General features: G+C 65.6%; 18 protein-coding genes and 2 tRNA genes. 15 read left to right on the top strand and 5 right to left on the bottom strand.

Annotation, left to right across the window (positions count from 1 at the left end):
• The first annotated feature begins 7 nt into the window (after positions 1-7).
• On the top strand, positions 8-718 hold the full coding sequence (locus tag KHC24_RS00390; RefSeq protein ID WP_213358473.1) for a hypothetical protein: 711 nt from the start codon (positions 8-10) through the stop codon (positions 716-718).
• Positions 719-866: 148 nt separating this feature from the next.
• Here KHC24_RS00390 and KHC24_RS00385 read toward each other — a convergent pair whose 3' ends face one another.
• Genes KHC24_RS00385 through KHC24_RS00375 form a run of 3 tightly spaced genes read right to left on the bottom strand, consistent with a single transcriptional unit; the run spans position 867 to position 5600 of the window.
• The gene (locus KHC24_RS00385; protein WP_271180574.1) at positions 867-1604 is read right to left on the bottom strand and encodes a DUF6270 domain-containing protein; all 738 of its coding nucleotides are present in this window, start codon (positions 1602-1604) and stop codon (positions 867-869) included.
• A gap of 11 nt (positions 1605-1615) precedes the next feature.
• On the bottom strand, positions 1616-4831 hold the full coding sequence (locus KHC24_RS00380; protein ID WP_213358471.1) for a glycosyltransferase: 3216 nt from the start codon (positions 4829-4831) through the stop codon (positions 1616-1618).
• 31 nt (positions 4832-4862) lie between these two features.
• Complete coding sequence (locus KHC24_RS00375; protein ID WP_213358470.1) at positions 4863-5600, bottom strand: hypothetical protein; 738 nt, start codon at positions 5598-5600, stop codon at positions 4863-4865.
• 501 nt (positions 5601-6101) lie between these two features.
• On the opposite strand from KHC24_RS00375, the gene KHC24_RS00370 reads away from it, so the two are divergent.
• Complete coding sequence (locus KHC24_RS00370; RefSeq protein ID WP_213358469.1) at positions 6102-6608, top strand: hypothetical protein; 507 nt, start codon at positions 6102-6104, stop codon at positions 6606-6608.
• A 42-nt stretch (positions 6609-6650) separates the two neighbouring features.
• Here KHC24_RS00370 and KHC24_RS00365 read toward each other — a convergent pair whose 3' ends face one another.
• Positions 6651-7073 (bottom strand): VOC family protein, encoded by a 423-nt coding sequence (locus KHC24_RS00365; protein ID WP_213358468.1) that lies wholly within the window; start codon positions 7071-7073, stop codon positions 6651-6653.
• 67 nt (positions 7074-7140) lie between these two features.
• Between KHC24_RS00365 and KHC24_RS00360 the strand changes: the two genes are divergently transcribed.
• From KHC24_RS00360 to KHC24_RS00310, 11 genes are all read left to right on the top strand, one after another.
• Complete coding sequence (locus KHC24_RS00360; protein WP_213358467.1) at positions 7141-7902, top strand: SIR2 family NAD-dependent protein deacylase; 762 nt, start codon at positions 7141-7143, stop codon at positions 7900-7902.
• A gap of 130 nt (positions 7903-8032) precedes the next feature.
• Positions 8033-8635 (top strand): cold-shock protein, encoded by a 603-nt coding sequence (locus KHC24_RS00355; protein ID WP_213358466.1) that lies wholly within the window; start codon positions 8033-8035, stop codon positions 8633-8635.
• 145 nt (positions 8636-8780) lie between these two features.
• Positions 8781-9257 (top strand): DUF192 domain-containing protein, encoded by a 477-nt coding sequence (locus tag KHC24_RS00350; RefSeq protein WP_213358465.1) that lies wholly within the window; start codon positions 8781-8783, stop codon positions 9255-9257.
• Positions 9258-9504: 247 nt separating this feature from the next.
• Positions 9505-9581: transfer RNA gene (locus KHC24_RS00345), tRNA-Pro, on the top strand.
• Between the two features lie 91 nt (positions 9582-9672).
• Positions 9673-9978: an ETC complex I subunit gene (locus KHC24_RS00340; protein ID WP_213358464.1), complete on the top strand. Its 306-nt coding sequence runs from the start codon at positions 9673-9675 to the stop codon at positions 9976-9978.
• Between the two features lie 69 nt (positions 9979-10047).
• Positions 10048-10124, top strand: a tRNA-Arg gene (locus tag KHC24_RS00335).
• 637 nt (positions 10125-10761) lie between these two features.
• Positions 10762-12153, top strand: a complete 1392-nt coding sequence (locus tag KHC24_RS00330) for an aspartate aminotransferase family protein (RefSeq protein ID WP_213358463.1) — start codon at positions 10762-10764, stop codon at positions 12151-12153.
• A gap of 94 nt (positions 12154-12247) precedes the next feature.
• On the top strand, positions 12248-13165 hold the full coding sequence (locus tag KHC24_RS00325; protein ID WP_213358462.1) for an LLM class F420-dependent oxidoreductase: 918 nt from the start codon (positions 12248-12250) through the stop codon (positions 13163-13165).
• Between the two features lie 23 nt (positions 13166-13188).
• On the top strand, positions 13189-14364 hold the full coding sequence (locus KHC24_RS00320) for a M24 family metallopeptidase (protein ID WP_213358461.1): 1176 nt from the start codon (positions 13189-13191) through the stop codon (positions 14362-14364).
• A gap of 7 nt (positions 14365-14371) precedes the next feature.
• Complete coding sequence (gene cofD / locus KHC24_RS00315) at positions 14372-15343, top strand: 2-phospho-L-lactate transferase (protein ID WP_213358460.1); 972 nt, start codon at positions 14372-14374, stop codon at positions 15341-15343.
• A 127-nt stretch (positions 15344-15470) separates the two neighbouring features.
• The gene (locus KHC24_RS00310) at positions 15471-15947 is read left to right on the top strand and encodes a cupin domain-containing protein (RefSeq protein ID WP_213358459.1); all 477 of its coding nucleotides are present in this window, start codon (positions 15471-15473) and stop codon (positions 15945-15947) included.
• Positions 15948-16088: 141 nt separating this feature from the next.
• Here the strand turns inward: KHC24_RS00310 and KHC24_RS00305 are convergent, their stop codons facing one another.
• Positions 16089-17033, bottom strand: coding sequence for a nucleoside hydrolase (locus tag KHC24_RS00305; RefSeq protein WP_213358458.1), 945 nt, complete (start codon positions 17031-17033; stop codon positions 16089-16091).
• 245 nt (positions 17034-17278) lie between these two features.
• Here KHC24_RS00305 and KHC24_RS00300 point away from each other — a divergent pair, with 245 nt between their 5' ends.
• Both KHC24_RS00300 and KHC24_RS00295 read left to right on the top strand, forming a co-directional pair.
• Complete coding sequence (locus tag KHC24_RS00300) at positions 17279-18400, top strand: ABC transporter substrate-binding protein (RefSeq protein WP_213358457.1); 1122 nt, start codon at positions 17279-17281, stop codon at positions 18398-18400.
• 109 nt (positions 18401-18509) lie between these two features.
• Positions 18510-19394, top strand: a complete 885-nt coding sequence (locus tag KHC24_RS00295) for a branched-chain amino acid ABC transporter permease (RefSeq protein WP_213358456.1) — start codon at positions 18510-18512, stop codon at positions 19392-19394.
• Positions 19395-19396 lie beyond the last annotated feature (2 nt).

Here is a 19396-nt window from a genome sequence, read left to right as displayed (position 1 = left end):
GAGTTGGATGGAACGCTATGCGAAACGGTGCAAGGCGGATTTGCGGATAGTCGAGACCACTCCGTCGCGCAGCGAATTCCCTTTTCCCGATCTCCCTGACAAGCCGGGGCGCCCGCATAAGTTCGAGTATGCTCTCAAGCAGTATTGCGTCGGCAAGCTGATGGACGAGGGCTACACCAACGTGCTGATGCTGGACGACACCTGCATCATCTCGCCCACCGCGCCGGATCTCTTTTCCGTCGTCGAGCCGGGGCGGTGTGGCTATACCCATACCAGCCGGGATCACGCCGAGGATTCCTTTCGAGTGATTCAGGCCGAAGCGGCAAAGAACGGCTGGGAGGAGGTGGTCTATGACCCCGCTCTCTACGCCAATACCGGCGTCATGCTGTATGATGCGGTATATTCTCCGGCCTTCCTCGCGAAGAACATCATCGAGGCGGCGCCGCTGCTGTTCGCCCGCTATCCGCACCAGACGCTATCCTATTACCTGCTTCGGAAGTACGATGTTTCGATGCAGCGAATTGACAAGCGTTTCAACAACAGCACGCTCTTCATGAACGAGCCTGGAACGGACTGGCGCGATTCCGAGCTGACCGACTCCTTCATTTACCACGTGACCGGCTTCTGGAAAGAAGACCGGGAAGAAGTGGTGAACGTGGTGCTGAACAAGCTGGCCGAGAAATTCGTGTCGGAGACCGGCGCGATGCCCTCGGTCTGAGCAGGACCGCATCGTCCTGGGTCGGTAGCCAAGCCTGTGTTACCCCGGTGACACCCTCGAGGTTGTCGCGAGGTTTCGCCGATCGAGGCGGCGGGGCGCGCGGAAAAGTCCGCCGCTCGTCGTCGGGTACGGCACCGGCAGTTGGCGGTCAATCCTGCTGCGAATGCGCTTCGGCGGGGAAACGGGCAGCGATGGCCGCCCAGACGTTCTTGTAATACGGATCTATGTAGTGATAGGGGGCGGGGCCCCATTGATGTTCCGTCGCGGCGTACTGGAAGGCGTCGTCGGCGCGTACCGCCACCGCCTCCGGCAGCGTCGCGCAGAGAATGTCGTAAAGCTGGTTGAGGAAGGCGTTCTGATCACGCACGGCGTCATCGTCGGCGCCGCCACCGGGCGCCCACACCGCGCGATGGATCACGATCGGCATGGCTCCGACCGCTTCCTTCAGCTTGGTGGCCCAAAGGGGCGCCCGCTCCAAGGTCTCCGCGCGTATCGCCGACGGGGAACGGTACTTCCAGGGCGGCGGCAGCTTGCCCACCGCCACTTCGAAGCCCTTGGAATTCACCAGAATGGTATCGCCATTGTTCCAGGTGGCGAGCCGCTCGTCGATCATGTCGACGATGCAGATATCGGCCTCGACATTGCTCAGCTGCTTGAAGGCGGATTTGGCGATGTCGGTTTCGAAATTCCGCCGCTCGAAGCCCGGTAGATCAGCCGGATCGCCGTAAGACAAATTACCCGGCGATTTGGCGAGTATCGAGCGCACCGTGCCGCGGGCGAGATATTTCTTCACCTGCACGGCTTCGTCAGTCGCGATACGAATCATATCGCGACTGACGCATGTACCGAGAATGGCGACGCGCCTGATGCGCGTCTCTATGGGCACGGCGGTTTCCGTCAAGATGCCGTTCCCAGAATGCCGGACATGCGGTTTTGCAGCGAGGTCACGTGGCAGTTCTGCGCCACGAAATCACGCCCGGCACGCGCATAGTGCATATAGAGATCCTGATCAGTCCATATCCGTCGTATGGTTTCGCCGACCTCTTGCGGCTCGCAATAGATGGCGGCGTCGTGGAATGTCTCGCGGAACACCGGCGGCAACACGGCCGGCACGCCGCGAGCCATGGCCTCGGCAACGTTGCGACCGAATTCCTCGATATATTGCGTGTGCGGGAAATGCACGAGGAAGTCGAGGGAATCGATGAAGTCGAGCACGGGGATGCTGTCGAACTCCAGCACTTCCCAATTTTCCGGGATGCCGCTCAGCAGGCGTTCCGGCGTGTTGGCGCCGCCCAGCAGCCTAACCGGCACATCGGTTCCCACCATATAGGCCGCCGAGAGCAAGGCGGTCTGCTCCGGCCATTTGGTCCAGTGGTCGCGGGCATGGCGGCCGATGACCGGCGGCCGGCCGGAGGCGTCGCGCGGCGGCGGGTCTCGCAGCGGGACGTTGATCGGCGGCAGCCAGTCGGTGCCGGTCATTGCCAGGCCGCTGTCCTGCTCGTCGAGATGGCGCCGCACTAAGGTTGAAATCGGCGCCCAGAGCGGCCGCACCCCGAACAGACGCCGGAAATCGCGTTCAGCGATCAAGGGCTCGTAGAAGACGTTCTGTCCGCCCAGCACCTGATAGGGCAGCTGGTTCACCAGGATCACCCCGTGCTTGGTGGTGATCCGCGGGAAACGGTCCAGCATGTACTTCATCACCGGCGGGTGATGCAGGATCAGCAGGTTGCACTCAGCTTCTTCTTCGCAGGTGATGATGTCCACCTGCTCGAGCTGGTTGCGGTCGCGATAGGCGGGGTCGATGTCCGGCAGCAGGCGTAGATCGCCACGCGGCCAGTGGAACAGGCCGACACGCTGTCCCGCCGCCACCGCGGCATCGATATAGCCGAGATTGCAGCCGCGCGTGCCGCCGAGCAGCGACAGATCCGAGACCAGGATCATGTCGTATTTCGGTTCCGGCCGCATATGATAGGGCAGCAGCAGCTGCGGCGAGGCGAAGGGTTCCTTCTTGCTCGCACGCTCGCCGGGGATGACACCTTCGGCCTCCCACTTGCGCCGCATGTACTCGACCTGGCGGTCATATTCATGGCGCACGCCGAAGGTGAGGCTGAGCAGGCTGGTCTCGCCCTGCTCGGTCAGCGATTCCGGACGGACCAGGAAGAACGACATCGGCGTGTTGGGCAGGGCGTCGACCAGCCGCTCGGGGCCGAACTTGTTGCGCAGGCGCGCGACCATCTCTGCGTCGGCATTGGCGCGCACGCCGTCCCACACGCCGACCTGATCGAGGTCGCTGCGGCGCACCAGCAGCGAGGGATAGCTGCGATGCACGGTTTCAAGATTGCGGCGGCTCGGGCGGATTCCGAAGCGCAGATCCGGCGTCACGCGGCACATCATGGTGAAGGTGGCCTTCACCTCCTCCGGGTCGCGTTCGAGGAACGGCTTCATCTGCGCCGCCAGCATCTCGGGATGCGACCAGTCGTCACTATCATGGACGGTGATGTACTCGCCGGTGGCATAGCCCAGCGCGTTGTTGCGGGTGATGTACGCGCCCTGGTTCTCGCTGTTGCGGAAGATACGCACGCGATCGTCGAGGGCGGCGAAATGCTGCATCCGCTCCCAAGTGCCGTCCGGGCTGCAATCCTCGACGATGACCAGTTCGAGGTTGCGCCAGGTCTGGGCGAGGATCGATTCCACCGCGAGGTGCAGATGTTCTTCCGCGCCGTAGGCGGCCATGAGCACGCTGATCTTCGGACCGTCGGTGATCCAGCGGTCGGTCGCGTCGCAGCGCAGGCTGTTGATATTCAGCTCTTCCTTGTCGAGATCGACGATGAGCGTCGCCAGTCCGTCCTGCGCGAACATCGCGTTGAACGCCGCGAGGCGCTCCGCGCTCATCTCCTTCAGCCGCTCGGGATTGTTGACCGCGCGCAGATAGGCGACGTTGGTACCCATCAGCCGGTAATCATTGTCGTCGGGTCGTCCCTTCGCCGCATCCTCGACGCGCTTGGCGGCGGTGTCGAGGTCGCCGATCTGCAACAACGCATTGATCTCGACGAGCCGGAAGGTCTTGCGACGGGCGAAGGGTTTGGAAAGCGTGCGCACTTCGCCGAGCAGTTCCGCCACTTGGCGAAAATCGCCCTTCACCGAGAACCAGCGCGACAGCTCCCAGCTGGCCCGCACCCGTGCTTCCGGGTGCGATAGGCGCGACTTGGCGATGCGCAGCAGGCTTTCCTGCGCCACCTGCGAATAGCCGCCCCACAATGCCCGCTCGAGGTGCCCGATCTCGTTGTCGATCGCCTTGAGATCCTTGGAGGCGATGCTCGGAGCCGGCGGCGGAGGGGGAGCAGGCGCGGTGACGGCCGCCGGGGCCGCTTCCACGGCCGCGGCCTCGACCGTCGGCTTAGTCGCGACGGCGGGGGAGAACAGCGGCAGCACCGTGGCCATCGCCGGTGCCGCGACAGCCGGGGCGCCTTCTTCGCGCAGCGATCCGATGGAGGGGAGCGGAACGCCATTATATTGCGTACCGTTCTGCAGATCGCCTTCCTTGACGACCGTCGCCAATCCGAGGCGCACCGCGACACGCGGCGAGCGGATCACGAAATCCAGATGCAGCGTATCGCTGACGCCACCCGGAATCCGGTTGGTGGCGATGTCGTCATAGGCTTCCTTGAGCGCTTCCTGATCCTCCGGCCGGAGAGCGATCTCATGGCCGACGGCGTAGGGAGTCACATCGATATTGTTGTCGACGGCGACGACGATAGACACCAGCTTGCCGCCCTTGCCGCGCCGGACGATCTCGATCGCATCGATGATACCGGCTTCCTCGCCGTCGGCGCCGCCGATGACGAAAGCGACCGCAATCGGAAAACGATGATCCTGGGGATCGACGGGAATCTCCGCTTCGATGCGGAGAAACCCATCATCCTGGATGCCCAGCACGCGCAGGCCGGGCACCACGACGCCGCCGCCGTCACCGATCAACGGCATCGAGACGGTGCTATACGCCGCCTTGGTCGCTCCCTGCTTGAGGACGATCGACCATCCGCCCCGTACGAAAGCCCGCGCGCCGGAAACCCGCACGCCATCAAGGGAGGATTCGGCCAGATTCGTCTTCATGCGCGACCTTCAACTACAGCGGCGTCAACCCTCAAGCCGCCGCGGTTGCCTCGACGACGACCTCGCTAAACGACGGGGCTACGTAATAGAACACGGTATTGCTATTGATGTCACGGAACTCACTCGGCGGAATGCGCCAGCGATCGAGGTCCGAATCCGAGAAGCGCGCCGCGAAATTGAAGCGGGGGTTGCTCTGGCGACGCACGGTGGCCAGGGCGCGCGGGAAGTCGGCGGCACCGAACAGCCGGTTGCGATCGCCGCGACCGAACCGCTTCGAACGCTCGGCTTCGTCGAGCATGAGCCCGCCGCCTTCGTCGGTGCGCGGCCCGCGCACGGTCACGGTGAACAGGTGAATGCCGTTCGGCTTGAGAAGGCCGTCGAGCTTCGTCACGGCGTCCATCGGCAGACCGCTCAGAATTTCGAGCGCATTGTTGTGCAGGATGATGTCGTACTTGTCGTTGGCCGATTCAATCAGCGCGTCGAGATCAGGATACGACTCGCACTCGACGAAATCGACGGCCATGCTGTCGATCGTCTTGGCAGTGTAGCCCTTGCCGTAGGTTTTGCTCAGAAACCGCGCTGCCGCCCGATCCGGCAGGATATGCAGGATCTTTTTCTTCTTGCTCTCGAAATATCCGAGGCATTTCAGGGCAAGAATCTCGGCACGCTCTCGGGCTTTCGACTTGCACTTCTTACACTCTTCCAGAGTGCGTCCCCGGAAGTCGACAAACTTGTCGCCCCCGCAAATCGGACAAGAGAAATCAGCCACCTTCTTATCCCCATAATAAAATACAAAAAGGCCCAAGTGAGCAATCGCAGCATAAAGCTAACCCAGCTTCGATCCCCTTGGCAAGACGGAAGAAAATGAATTGAGCGCTCTCTGCCAGGTTGAGGGAGAGTAATTTCTGCAACGTACGGCGGAAGATGGGCGCGACAAATGCCGGAGTGGCGCTAAACCGGCCCTCCTCTGGGGACGGCGTTCCAGGAAGTCGTATATTGCATCGCGGCATGAATGGCGCGCGTTGCCATTGGGAGCCTGCCCCGCATTGGTGCGCCGATGCGCGACGGCACCCAAGCCCTGCGGCATCTCGTCTGAGCGGATGGCGGTGGCTCGCGGCGTCTCCGCCGCTGCCGTTGAAACCGCCTGACCCTGACGCTCCGCTCTTGCAGGCAACGACCGGGCAGGCGGGCTTCCGGGCGAAGCCGATAGCGCCGGTCGTGCCTCGGGCTTAATCTCGCCGCCTTAGCGCTGCTGATTGTCACGCCTGCCATGCTGAAACTGTTGAAATCGCTTCCGCGCCTTCTCTTCGAAGCCGTCATCGTGCTGATCGTCGTTCTCGACGAGCTGGCGCGCCCGATCTATCGCCCGCTGATCGCGACGGTGGCGCGGTGGCGGCCGATGCAGCGCTTCGAGGCCTGGGTGGCCGGGCACGGGCGTTTTGCCATCCTCATCCTGCTGGCGGTGCCGCTGGCGATCGTCGAGCCGATGAAGTTCCTGGCGCTGGTCTGGGCGGCGCGCGGCCACTACGCGTCCGGCACCCTCGCGCTCGGGCTGGCCTATCTCGCCAGTTTCATAGTGGTGGAGCGCATCTACAGCGCCGGCAAGCCGAAGCTGATGACCTTCCCCTGGTTCGCCTGGGGCGTCGGGTTGATGCTGAAGATGCGCGGCGCGGTGCTTGAGGTGCTGCGCACCAGCGCGCTCTGGCAGGGCGGCACCCGGTTGGCGGCGCGGTTGCGCGCCGCCTTCGCGCGGTTCAGGACCGGGCCGGAGCGCTGAGGGCGAGAGGCTCGTCCGCCCCGCCAGCCGGGCGAGGGGACCTCACCACTTGCCGGTATTGGGCAGGGAGGTCCAGGGCTCCTGCGGCTCCTTGGCGCCGCCCTTCTGCAGCAGCTCGATGGAGACGTTGTCGGGCGAGCGGATGAACGCCATGTAGCCGTCGCGCGGCGGGCGGTTGATGGTGACGCCGGCGTCCATCAGCTTCTGGCAGGTAGCGTAGATGTCATCCACCTCATAGGCGAGGTGGCCGAAATTGCGACCTTCGCCATAGGCCTCCGGGTCCCAATTATAGGTCAGCTCGACCTCGGCGACGCCGGCCTGGCCGGGGGCGGCGAGAAAGATCAGCGTATAGCGCCCCTGCGGAACCTCCTTGCGACGCACCTCCTCGAGGCCGAGCTTGTTGACGTAGAAGTCGAGCGAGGCATCGATGTCGGTGACGCGCACCATGGTGTGCAGATATTTCATGGCTTCCTCGGCTGAATCAGCGGATGTCGGGCCTGCGGGCCGGACAATGAACAGGCGGCAGCAACATATGGTCCTCGACGACGACATCAAGTCCGGGCGGGAGGCGCTGGCCGATATCCTCGCCGGCATGCGCGCCGGTGTCGCGTTTACCGGCGCCGGCATCTCCACCGAATGCGGCATTCCCGATTTCCGCTCGCCCGGCGGGCTGTGGACCCGCAACCGGCCGATCGATTTCGAGACCTTCCTGTCGAGCCAGCCGATGCGCGACGAGGCCTGGCGTCGGCGCTTCGCCATGGAGGAGGCGTTCGGCGGCGCCCGGCCCGGCCGCGGCCATCGCTCGCTCGCCCGCATGGTCGGCGACGGACGTCTCGCCGCCGTGGTCACGCAGAACATAGACGGGCTGCACCAGGCGTCCGGCGTGCCGGAGGAGCGGCTCGTCGAACTGCACGGCAATTCCACCTACGCCACCTGCCTCGCCTGCGGGTTGCGGCACGAGCTTTCCTGGGTGCGGACGCGATTCGATGCGCTGGGCGGGCGGGCGCCGGATTGCCCGGCGTGCGATGGGCCGGTCAAGACCGCGACGATTTCCTTCGGTCAGGCGATGCCGGCCGAGGCGATGCTGCGGGCCCGCCAGTTTACACAGGGTTGCGATGTGTTTCTGGCCATCGGTTCCTCGCTCGTGGTATATCCCGCGGCCGGATTTCCCTTGGAAGCCAAGAGGAACGGGGCGACGCTGGTGATCATCAACCGCGAGCCGACCAAGTTCGACACGCTCGCCGATCTGGCGATCCATGCCGATATCGGCGACATCTTGGATGAAATCCAATAGCCACAGTGCGGCTTTTTGAATCGATTGGGGTGTTTTCGTGGCGGAATCGGGTGCTATGCTCGCCGCTGCTGGAATCGCGGGCTATGCTGAAACTCGGCGGCGGGGGCGCTGCCGCAAGTGGGGTGGGTCGATGGTGTCCGACGGATCTTCGCCACGTTACGGTCTGGACGCGCGTGGCGGGCCGGCTGGAGATCTCGACGAGGCGTCCGGTGCGGATGCCGCCGTCATCCAGGTCGCCGGCTCCATCAAATGGTTCGACGTCTCCAAGGGCTACGGCTTCATCATTCCCGATCAGGGCGGCGGCGACATACTGCTGCACGTGACCTGTCTGCGCCGGGGCGGTTTCCAGACCGCGCAGGAGGGCGCCCGCGTCGTCTGCGAGGTGGTGGCGCGCGAGCGCGGCTTCCAGGCGCTGCGCGTCATATCCATGGACGAGACGACGGCGCTGCATCATTCGCAGCTGCCGCCGGCGCGTACCCATGTCGCGGTGCAGCCCACCGGCGGCTTCGAGCGGGCCACGGTGAAGTGGTTCAACCGCCTGCGCGGCTTCGGCTTCCTCAGCCGCGGTGACGGCACGCCCGACATTTTCGTCCACATGGAAACGCTGCGCCGCCACGGCCTCACCGAATTGCGCCCCGGCCAGGTGGTGCTGGTGCGCTTCGGGCCGGGGCCGAAGGGGCTGATGGCCGCCGAAGTTCGGCCGGACGGTTCCTCAATGCCGTCCTCGCACTGAATTCCCGACCCTTGAACGATCACCGGCCGCCGGGCCGGTCATATCGGCGCCATGTTGCGCTGGTGCCTTCCCGGTTCTCCGTCCGAGCATGCGAGGCGCCTCCTGCGCCTCGCCTTGCAGGCTGCCACAGCAAGACCATCACGCCATGATCGCTCCCTTCCGCCTCTCCGCCCTGCCGGCCGCTGTGCTGGCGCTCGGTATCCTCCTCGTTGCGCTGGCGCCGCAGGCCGCTCGCGCGGCCAGCTTCGAGAAGGCGACCATCATCACCCGTTCGGGGCCGGTCACCTTCGACGTCGAGATCGCGGTAAACGCCGAGGAGCGTGCCAAGGGGCTGATGTACCGCACCGAGCTTGCCGCCAATACAGGCATGCTGTTCGATTTCGCGGTGTCGCAGCCGGTCTATATGTGGATGAAGAACACCTATATTCCGCTCGACATGCTGTTCATCCGCGCCGATGGGCGCATCGCCCGCATCGCCGCCGACACAACGCCGCTTTCCACCCAGACCATCGAATCCGGCGAGCCGGTGCGTGGCGTGCTCGAACTGCCGGCCGGCACCGCGAAGGCGCGCGGCATTGCGGTCGGCGACCACGTCCAGCACCGCTTCTTCACCGCGAAATAGCGTGCCGGCCGATTCCGCCGGAATCGCCGCTCTGGCCGCGGGGTGCCGATCGGCCGGCAGGCGAGGGCGCTGCCGCTTGCGGCCAGGGGCGCTGCATTCGGAGCGGCATATCCGAAACACAGCGTCTCGGTTTGTCGGGAGTTTTGGTTCATGCCCTTGCCATTGCCGGCGTCTCTGTGCCATTTCATGTCCCCGACGGTGGCGCTGCTGCCGTCGGATTTCGTTGGAGCACAACGGTTTCGGTCGGCGGGGTATAGCGCAGCCCGGTAGCGCGGAAGTTTTGGGAACTTCAGGTCGCAGGTTCGAATCCTGCTGCCCCGACCAGACCGGACACGCGCCGCGCTTCGTCGTCTTCGCCGCTGGAGAGAACGGGGTCGCGGGCCTTGGGTTCGCGGGGATTTGGGAGCGCAGGTCTATGGTTGCACGCATCTACAAGCCGAGCCGCAACGCGATGCAATCGGGCACCGCCAAGACCAAGCTGTGGGTGCTGGATTACGAGCCTGAGCAGCCCCGCCAAGTGGAGCCGCTGATGGGCTACACCAGCTCCGGCGACATGAAGAGCCAGCTGCGGCTGGGCTTCGACAGCAAGGAAGAGGCGGTTGCCTATGCCGAGCGGCACGGCATCGCCTTCCAGCTGCAGGAGCCGAAGGAGCCGAACCGGCGCCGCATCGCCTATTCCGACAATTTCAGCTTTCGCCGCGTCGGTCAGTGGACGCATTGAAGCCTATTCCGGTCGCGCCGCCGGCGCGGAATGATGCGTCCTGCGCCCTCTGCATCGCCAGCGGTGTGTGGCCCCGTAGCTCAGCTGGATAGAGCAGCCGCCTTCTAAGCGGCAGGTCCCTGGTTCGAGCCCAGGCGGGGTCGCCATTCAACTCATTGATAATTATAGCGATTGTTGGGTTGAATGGGGTGGGTATGTGGGAGCATACTGATCCCTTTCAGGCTCGAAGCCGGCGATTCTAGACAAAAGCTCCCCGCGCAGATTCCAAGAGAAAGATGCGCGATCGGCTCCATATTTTCCGCAGCGCGTGGGACCATGCAGGCCTGTATGGGCGATCAACGGGCAGGCGCCGGACAGGATCGTTCCCAGGTGGACGTGCTAACGTCGGCCCAATGCTTCCACAGAAGCGGGCGCTTATCGCATCGAGCTGTGAGCCGGCGTGCTGAAATTCTTCGGCGACACCCGCAAGATCATATGGATCTACGCCAGTCCCCCCGGTCTTCCTGCTACTTCGGGACGCCGTTTCAACCCGCCGCCCATGACCGGAAATGCCGGCGACACGCCCGTTGAGCTGTGTCCGGGTCCTTTTTCCGGGCTGCCGCCGGCAACGGTAGCCAACGGGTCGGCGGGCCGAAAAAAATTAGCTGCTTTTAAGTATTATCCGAAATGTCACCGGCAGATGCTCCGGCTTGGCGGGACTGTCTCGTCGCGGCGGCGCCTATCATCGGGCCGCATGACGCCGGCCCCACGGGCCGTGCGCCGCAGATGTGACGGGAGAAGACCATGCTCGACCATTCCGGCCCCACCGACAACCACCTCCACGCCTGGGACCGGGATCACTTCTTCCACCCCTCGACCCATATGGCGCAGCATGCGCGCGGCGAGACGCCGAACCGCATCGTCACCGGCGGCGAGGGGGTCTATATCGTCGATCGCGACGGTCGCCGCAGCCTCGATGCCTTCGGCGGACTTTATTGCGTAAATGTCGGCTATGGCCGGAAATCCATCGCCGACGCCATCGCCGACCAGGCGCACAAGCTCGCCTATTATCATGCCTATGCCGGCCACGGCTCCGAGCCGTCGATCGAGCTGGCCAAGATGGTCATCGATCGCGCGCCGAAGGGCATGAGCCGGGTGTTCTTCGGCCTGTCGGGCTCGGACGCCAACGAGACCAACATCAAGCTGATCTGGTACGTCAACAACGTGCTCGGCCGGCCGGAGAAGAAGAAGATCATCTCGCGCTGGCGCGGCTATCACGGCTCCGGCCTGATGACCGGCAGCCTCACCGGCCTTGCCGGCTTCCACAACCTGTTCGACCTGCCGCTCGGGCCGATCCTGCACACCGAGGCGCCGTATTATTTCCGCCGCGCCGACCGCAGCCTCACCGAGGAACAGTTCGCCGATTTCTGCGCCGCCCGGCTGGAGGAGATGATCCTCGCCGAGGGCCCGGACACCATCGCCGCCTTTGTCGGCGAGCCGCTGCTCGGCACCGGCGGCATCGTGCCGCCGCCGGCCGGCTACTGGCCGAAGATCCAGGCGGTGCTGAAGAAATACGACATCCTGCTGGTGGTCGACGAGGTGATCACCGGCTTCGGCCGCCTCGGCACCATGTTCGGCTCGGATTTCTACGGGCTGGAGCCGGACCTGATCACCATCGCCAAGGGCCTCACCTCGGCCTATGCGCCGCTCTCCGGCGTCATCGTGTCGGAGAAGCTGTGGAAGATCCTCGTCGAGGGCTCGGACAAATTCGGGCCCATCGGCCATGGCTGGACCTATTCCTCGCACCCGCTCTGCGCCGCCGCCGGCGTCGCCAACCTGCAACTGATCGACGAGCTCGACCTGCTCGCCAATGTCCGCGAGGTCGGGCCCTATCTGCGCGGCGCGCTCGCCGAGGCGCTGGCCGATCATCCCCTGGTCGGCGAGGTGCGCGGCGAAGGCATGCTCGCCGCCGTCGAACTGGTGAAGGACAAGGCGGATCGGGTGTTCTTCGATCCGCCGAACAAGGTGAGCGTGCGTGTCGCCAGCGCGATGCTGGAGCGCGGGGTCATCGCCCGCGCCATGCCGCAGGGCGACATTATCGGCTTCGCCCCGCCGCTATGCCTCACCCGCGAGGAGGCCGACATCGTCGTCGACGCCACACGGCAGGCGATCGAGGCCGTCGCGGCCAGCCTTTGAGTGGTTCCCCCGACTTTTGCCGGCGCCTGCCACGTCCTAAACACATGAAAGCGGCGGGGCCTCTCGCGACCCGCCACCCGCTTGGAGAAGCCTTATGAAGATCGGCGCCCTGTTCCCGCAATTCGAGATCGGCACCGATCCGAAGACCATCAAGGAATTCGCCGTCGTCGCCGAGGAGCTCGGCTACACCCACCTCACCGCCTTCGACCAGATCATCGGTCTCAACAAGGCCAGCCGGCCGGGCTGGACCTATGTGCACGACGCCGAGGACATGTTCCACGAGCTGTTCGTGCTGTTCGGCTATCTGGCAGCGGTCACCAGCAAGATCGATTTCGTCACCGGCGTGCTGGTGCTGCCGATGCGCGGCACCGCTTTGGTCGCCAAGCAGGCGGCGGAGGTGGACCTGCTTTCCGGCGGCCGGCTGCGGCTCGGCGTCGGGGTCGGGGTGAAGCCGGAGGAATTCGAGGCTTGCGGCGAGGAATTCGGCAATCGCGGTAAGCGGATGGACGAACAGATTGATGTTCTGCGCAAGCTCTGGTGCGCCGATCTGATCACTTATGAGGGCAAGTATCACCGCATCGAGGATGGCGGCATCAACCCGCTGCCGGTGCAGCGGCCGATCCCGATCTGGATCGGCGGCGTCTCGGACGCTGCCATCCGCCGCGTCGCCCGGCTCGGCGATGGCTGGCTGCCGAACTTCCAGGCCGACGATACCGGCCGGCGCGGCATCGAGACCATGCGCGAGCTGGCCCGCTCCTATGGCCGCGACCCGGACGCCATCGGCATCGAGGCGACCATGACCATCATCGACCGCACCCCGGCGGAGCTGAAGGAGGAGGTGGAAGCCTGGCGCGCCATCGGTGCCACCCACATCACCGTCAACACCATGCCGGAGCGCTGGGTCGAGGAAGAGAAGCGCTGGAACAAGGCGGCCATCGGCGGCCTGTCGGATCCGCAGGCGCATGTCGAGGCGATCCGGCACTTCCGCGCCGCGCTGCCGCATCTGTTCTGAGCGGCGGGCAAGGAGAAAGGCGGATGCCGGTTTTCGCGCGTGAGGAGTATCTCGGCCGCCTCGAACGGGTGAAGGCGCGCATGCGCGAGCGCGGCCTCGACATACTCATCTGCGCCGATCCGGCGAGCATGAACTACCTCACCGGCTATGACGGCTGGTCGTTCTACGTGCACCAATATGTGGTGGTCGGCCTCGACCGCGAGGAGCCGCTCTGGGTCGGCCGGGCGATGGATGCGCCCGGCGCCCGCCTCACCAGCTTCCTCGCCGCGGAGTCCATCCGGGCCTACCCCGAGACCCATGTCGATTCCCCGACCCTGCACCCGGCGCAGTTCCTCGCCGGCGTGATCGCCGATCTGGGGTGGGACCGCGCCACCATCGGCGTCGACCTCGACGCCTTCTATTTCACCGCCCGCGCCTATCTCGAGCTCGGCAAGGCGCTGCCGGCCGCCCGCCTGGTCGATACCGAGCTGCTGGTCGCCTGGGTCCGGCTGGTGAAATCCGAGGCGGAGGTCGCCTTGATGCGCGGCGCCGCCGCCATCGTCTCCCATGCGATGAAGGTCGGCATGGAAACCGTGGCGTCGGGGGTGCGCGAATGCGACGCGGTGGCCGAGATCACTGCCGCGCAGTTTCGCGGTACCGCCGGCTTCTGGGGCGATTATCCCGCCGCCCTCGCCAATGTGCCGCATGGCGAGAAGACCGCCGCGCCGCATCTCACCTGGACCGGCGAGCGCTACCGGCAGGGCGAGGTCGCCTATCTCGAGCTTGGCGGCTGCCATGCCCGCTATCACGCCGCACTGGCCCGCACGCTGTATATGGGCACCCCGCCGGCGCAACTGCTGGATGTGGTGAAGGTGGTCGCCGAGGGCATGGACGTGGCGCTCGATGCCGCCCGCGCCGGCACCACCGCGCATGAGGTGGCGAGCGCCTGGAACCGCGTCATCGCCCGCGCCGGCTACGAGAAGCCCTCGCGCATCGGCTATTCCATCGGCCTCAACTATCCGCCGGACTGGGGCGAGCGCACGCTAAGCCTGCGCGAAGGCGAGCGGGCGGTTCTGGAAGAAAATATGTGCTTCCACATGATCCTCGGCATGTGGATGGACGATTGGGGCTATGAGCTCAGCGAGACCTTCCGCATCACCGCCTCCGGCGCGCCGGAGGTGCTGACGAATTTTCCGCGTGAACTGGTGATCAAGCCCTGACGGTGGAATGATGGCGAGACCGGACGAGAATTCACGTGCCCAGGTATTGGCGTTGTGCGGCGGCATTGGCGGCGCCAAGCTGGCGCTTGGCCTTTACCGTACGCTGGCGCCCGGCCATCTCACCGTCGCCGTCAACACCGGCGACGACTTCACCCATCTCGGCCTGCATGTCTCGCCCGATATCGACACCGTCGCCTACACGCTGGCCGGGCTGAACGATACCGAGCGCGGCTGGGGTCTCGCCGGCGAGAGCTGGCATTTCATGGAGGCGCTGGGCCGGCTCGGCGGCGAGACCTGGTTCCAGCTCGGCGACCACGACCTCGCCACCCATGTCCTGCGCACCCAGCGGCTGGCGGCGGGCGAGACGCTGTCGCAGGTCACCGCCGCGCTCGCCGCCCGGCTTGGCCTGCACGGCCGGCTGCTGCCGATGAGCGATGATCCGGTCCGTACCCTCGTCGATACGGACGAGGGCCGGCTCGCCTTCCAGAACTATTTCGTCGCGCAGCGCTGCCGTCCGCGCGTCACCGCGATCTCCTTCGCCGGCGCCAAGGAGGCGAAGGTGCAGGAGGACGTGCTGGCGCTGCTCGCCGACGGCACGCTCGCCGCCATCGTCATCTGCCCGTCCAACCCCTATCTGTCGGTCGATCCGATGCTGGCGATCCCCGGCCTGCGCGCGGCGCTGAAGGCCTCGCCGGCGCCGGTCATCGCGGTGTCGCCGATCGTCGCCGGCAAGGCGGTCAAGGGGCCTACCGCCAAGATCATGGAGGAACTCGGCCTGCCGGTGTCGAGCCGCGCCGTCGCCGAGCACTATGGCGACCTGCTCGACGGCTTCATCCTCGACGATTCCGATGCGGTGGAGACCGCCCGTCTCGGAGTGCCGACGGTGGCGACGCGCACATTGATGGAGACACTGGAGGACCGCGAGCGACTCGCCCGCTCGGTGCTCAACTTTGCCTCCGGCCTGCGCCGCCATGGCTGAGACTCCCGCGCTTCTGCGGGTTCGGGGTGACTTCCCCTAGGGAATATCCAGCTGTACCTCCGGGCGTTTCGCGGCATGATGCGGCGAGGCCCGGGCGCGACATGCGGGCTTCCGGGGGAGCTTCGCCATGCCGGATATCTCTACCGACACCTATTATCTCTTCGGCGTCCTCGTGCGCTTCCTGCAACGCAGCCGCGAGACCGGCGGCGCCTATTGCCTCGCCGAGGCGTTGGTCGCCCCCGGCGCCGGCGCGCCGCCCAATCGCCATCCCGGCGATGACGAGGCGTTCTATGTGCTCGATGGCCGTTTCGAGTTCATGATCGACGGCGCCGTTGTCCCCGCTGCTGCCGGCAGCTTCGTCAAGGTGCCGCCGGGTGCGCCGCACGCCTTCCGCAATGTCGGCACCGAGCCGGCGCGGCTTCTGGTGCTCAACACGCCCGGCCTGGTGCATGACGGCTTTTTCAGCGAGGTCGGCCAGCCGATGCCTCCCGGCACCACGACGCTGCCGCCGCCCTCCGATGCGCCGCCGGATATCCCCCGCCTCGTCGAGATCGCCCGCCGCAACGGCCTCGAACTGCTCATCGGCGACGCGCCGCATTCCTAGGACCGGGAACCTCCTCGCCTCGAAGGCCCGCCCGGCACGTCAGTCCCGCCGCCGCTCCCTCTCCCCGTCGGGGAGAGGGCTGGGGTGAGGGGTCTTCACCGCCGGCAATCGACTGGACCTTGGCATAACCGCGCACGCCGGTCACGGCAGTCGCGCAATGCGCTCCAGCATCAGCTCGTAGAAGGGCGGATTGTCGAGGTCGCGCAGCACCAGGCAGTTGGCCGGCTTCTTGGTGACGTTCCACCAGTCCACCACCGTCATCCCGGAGGTGACCGGCGAATGGATCTCCACCTCGACATGGCATTTGCGGCCCTGGAACAGGTCCGGGCGCAGCAGGTAGCCGATCACGCAGGGGTCGTGCAGCGGGTAGCTGTCGGTGCCGAATTTCTTGTTGCCGTAGTCCTGGTAGAACTCGGCCATGCCGGCCGCCTCGACGGCGGTGCGCTTGCCGACGGCGCGCAGGCGCCGCAGCCATTCCGGCGTCATCACCGCCTTGTAGGTGAGGTCGATCGGCACCATCGTCACCGGCGCGCCGGAGGCCAGCACCACATGCGCGGCATGCGGATCGACATAGATGTTGAACTCGGCCGCCGGGGTGGTGTTGCCGCCCTCGAAGAAGCCGCCGCCCATGAACACCACCTCGGCGAGACGCGGGATGATCGCCGGTTCCTTGATCATCGCCACCGCGAGATTGGTCATCGGTCCGAGCGTGCAGACCGAAATTTCTCCGGGCGCCGCCGCCATCACCGTGTCGATGATGAAGTCGACGCCGTGGCGGTCGCCGAGCGGTGCCGAGGGCGGCGGCAGCTCGCAGCCGTCGAGGCCGCTCGGCCCGTGCACATATTCGGCGGTGAAGCCGGGCTTCACCATCGGCCGCGGGCAGCCGGGATAGACCGGGATATCGGCGCGTCCGGCCAGCTCGATCACCATCTGCGCGTTGATGGTGGTGCGGGCGAGCGGCACATTGCCGTGCACGGCGGTGACGCCGACCACCTCCAGCTCGTCGGGCGAGCCGAGCGCCAGCAGCAGCGCGAAGGCGTCGTCCTGGCCGGGGTCGGTGTCGATGATGATCTTGCGCCGCGTCATGAAACGTCCCTTGTTGCCGAGCTGGCACGATAGGCCGCCTCCGCGAGGAAAAGCCGGAGACCGGGCGCCCGCCTGCCCGAAATTCCTTCGGCCAATCTCCGGTCATTCGGGATGTTTCTTCCTACGGCTCGTCGTTAACGTGATGGCATCCTGCGCCAGGGCGGTTTTCCGCGTCGAATGCGACGGCAAACCACCCTTGCGCCAAAGAATAATCCGCAAGCGACCTCACCAGAGAGCACATCGTCATGAAGAAGATTCTGTCTTTGGCCTTTTGCAGTGCACTCGCTCTCGCAGCGGTGCAGGGCCCGGCCCGCGCCGCCGACCCCATTGAAATCGGCGTCATCGCCAATCTCACCGGCTCGGCGGTGAAGACCAGCGTGCAGATGACCCGCGGCGTCGAGCTCGCCGCCGACGCCATCAACGCCGCCGGCGGCATCGATGGCCGGCCGGTGAAGCTGATCGTCGAGGATTCGGAGAATCGCGCCCAGGAGGCGCTGAACGCCGCCAACAAGCTCTACAATGTCGACAAGGTACCGGCCGCCATCATGTTCGGCGGTTCCGGCCTGATGATCCCGGTGGCGGAGCTGGCCAAGGAGAAGGGCAGGGTGCTCGTCAATACCTCCTCCTCCTCGCCCAAGCTCGGCAACTATCCCGGCACGCTGTTCTCGATCCTGCCGCTGGACGACATTGTCGGCAAGGAACTCGGCCTGCTGATGGCCGATAGCGGCGCCAAGACCGCCGCCATCGTGGTACCGAACTCCACCTTCGGCCTCGGCGTCGCCGAAGCTGCCGCCGCGGCGTTCGAAGCCAAGGGCGGCAAGATCGTCAAGAAGGTCGCCTTCACCGAGGGCCAGCCGGACTATCGCGCCGACATCCAGCCGGTGGTGCCGGCCAAGCCGGACGTGATCATCACCGCCGGCTATGGCGACGATTCCCGCGCCATGCTGAAGGCCGCCCGCGAGCTCGGCCTCACCGCCAAATGGTATGCCGCCTATCCCTCGATCCTGGAGATCGAGAACAAGGACTTCCTCGACGGCAAGCTGTTCGGCGTCGACAATGGCGGTTATTCGCAGCCGGCCGGCAAGGCGGTCGCCGACAAGTACGGCGCCAAGTTCAACGGCACCGCCGACCTGATGGCGCATGTCTATTACGGCTATGACGCGCTGATGGTCGTCGCCGCGGCGATCAAGAAGGCCGGCAGCGCCGAGCCCGCGGCCATCGCCAAGGCGCTGCCCGACGTGGTGAAGGCCTATGACGGCGCCACCGGCAAGATCGCCTGGGACGCGCGCGGCCAGCGCATCGCCCCGCCGATCGACGTCATCGAGTACAAGGCCGGCGACTTCGTCACCACCGCCACCCGCAACTGACGCGAAAGCCCATGCCGTCCGGCGTGCCGCGGCGCGCCGGACGGTTTCGTCTGTCCCCCCTGTCCGTCCGCTCCTCGTCTGTTCTGCTCTTGGGAAGCCGTCCCCGCCCGTGCTCCAGGTTCTGTTAAATTCCCTCGTCTATGCCAGCATGATCGCGGTGATCGCGGTCGGGGTGGCGCTGTGCTACTCGATCCTGCGTTTCGCCAATTTCGCGCATATCCAGTTCGCGGTGGTCGGCGGCTATCTCACCTATAGCTTCGCCGCCATTCCCGGCATGCCGCTGCCCGCCGCTTTGGCGTTGAGCGCGGTGGCGACCGGCCTCATCGCCATCCTCGTCGATTTCCTGGTCTTCAGCCGCCTGCGCGACATCACGCCCGAGGGCAAGATGATCGTGTCCTGGGGCGTGGCGCTGTTCCTGCGCTCGGTGGTGGCGATCATCTATGGCGGCGGCGCGCGGGTGTTCGATCTCTCCTATGATGTCGTCGCTGTCGGCGACGCCGTGTTCACCACCCTCGATGCGCTGGTGGTGGTGGTGGCGGCGGTGCTGATGCTGCTGCTGCATCTGTTCCTGAATTTCACCCGTGTCGGCTCCGGCCTGCGCGCGCTTGCCTCCAATGCCGATCTCGCGGTGACGCGCGGCATTCCCGGCGACCGGCTGATCAAGCTGATGTGGTTCCTCTCCGGCGCGCTCGCCGCCATCGGCGGTACGCTGCTCGCCTTCGAGACGCGGCTGCAGCCGAACATGGACCTGATCATTCTCCTGCCGGTGTTCGCCGCCGTCACCATTGGCGGCCTGTCCAACGTGTTCGGCGCGGTGCTCGGCGCGCTGATCCTCTCGCTCGCGCAGAACCTGCTGATCTACATCGATTTCGGCGCCTTGCTCGGCGGCGAGAGCTGGCAGATCCCCACCCAGTTCCGCGACTATGTCGCCGTGCTGGCGCTGGTCGTGGTGCTGCTGCTGCGCCCGCGCCTGTCGCCGCTGGCGGGGAGGTGAGG

The organism is Ancylobacter defluvii (genome assembly GCF_018390605.1).
Classification (GTDB): domain Bacteria; phylum Pseudomonadota; class Alphaproteobacteria; order Rhizobiales; family Xanthobacteraceae; genus Ancylobacter; species Ancylobacter defluvii.
The sequence above is the reverse complement of the archived record's forward strand: the minus strand, read 5'-3'. Positions and strand labels throughout refer to the sequence as shown.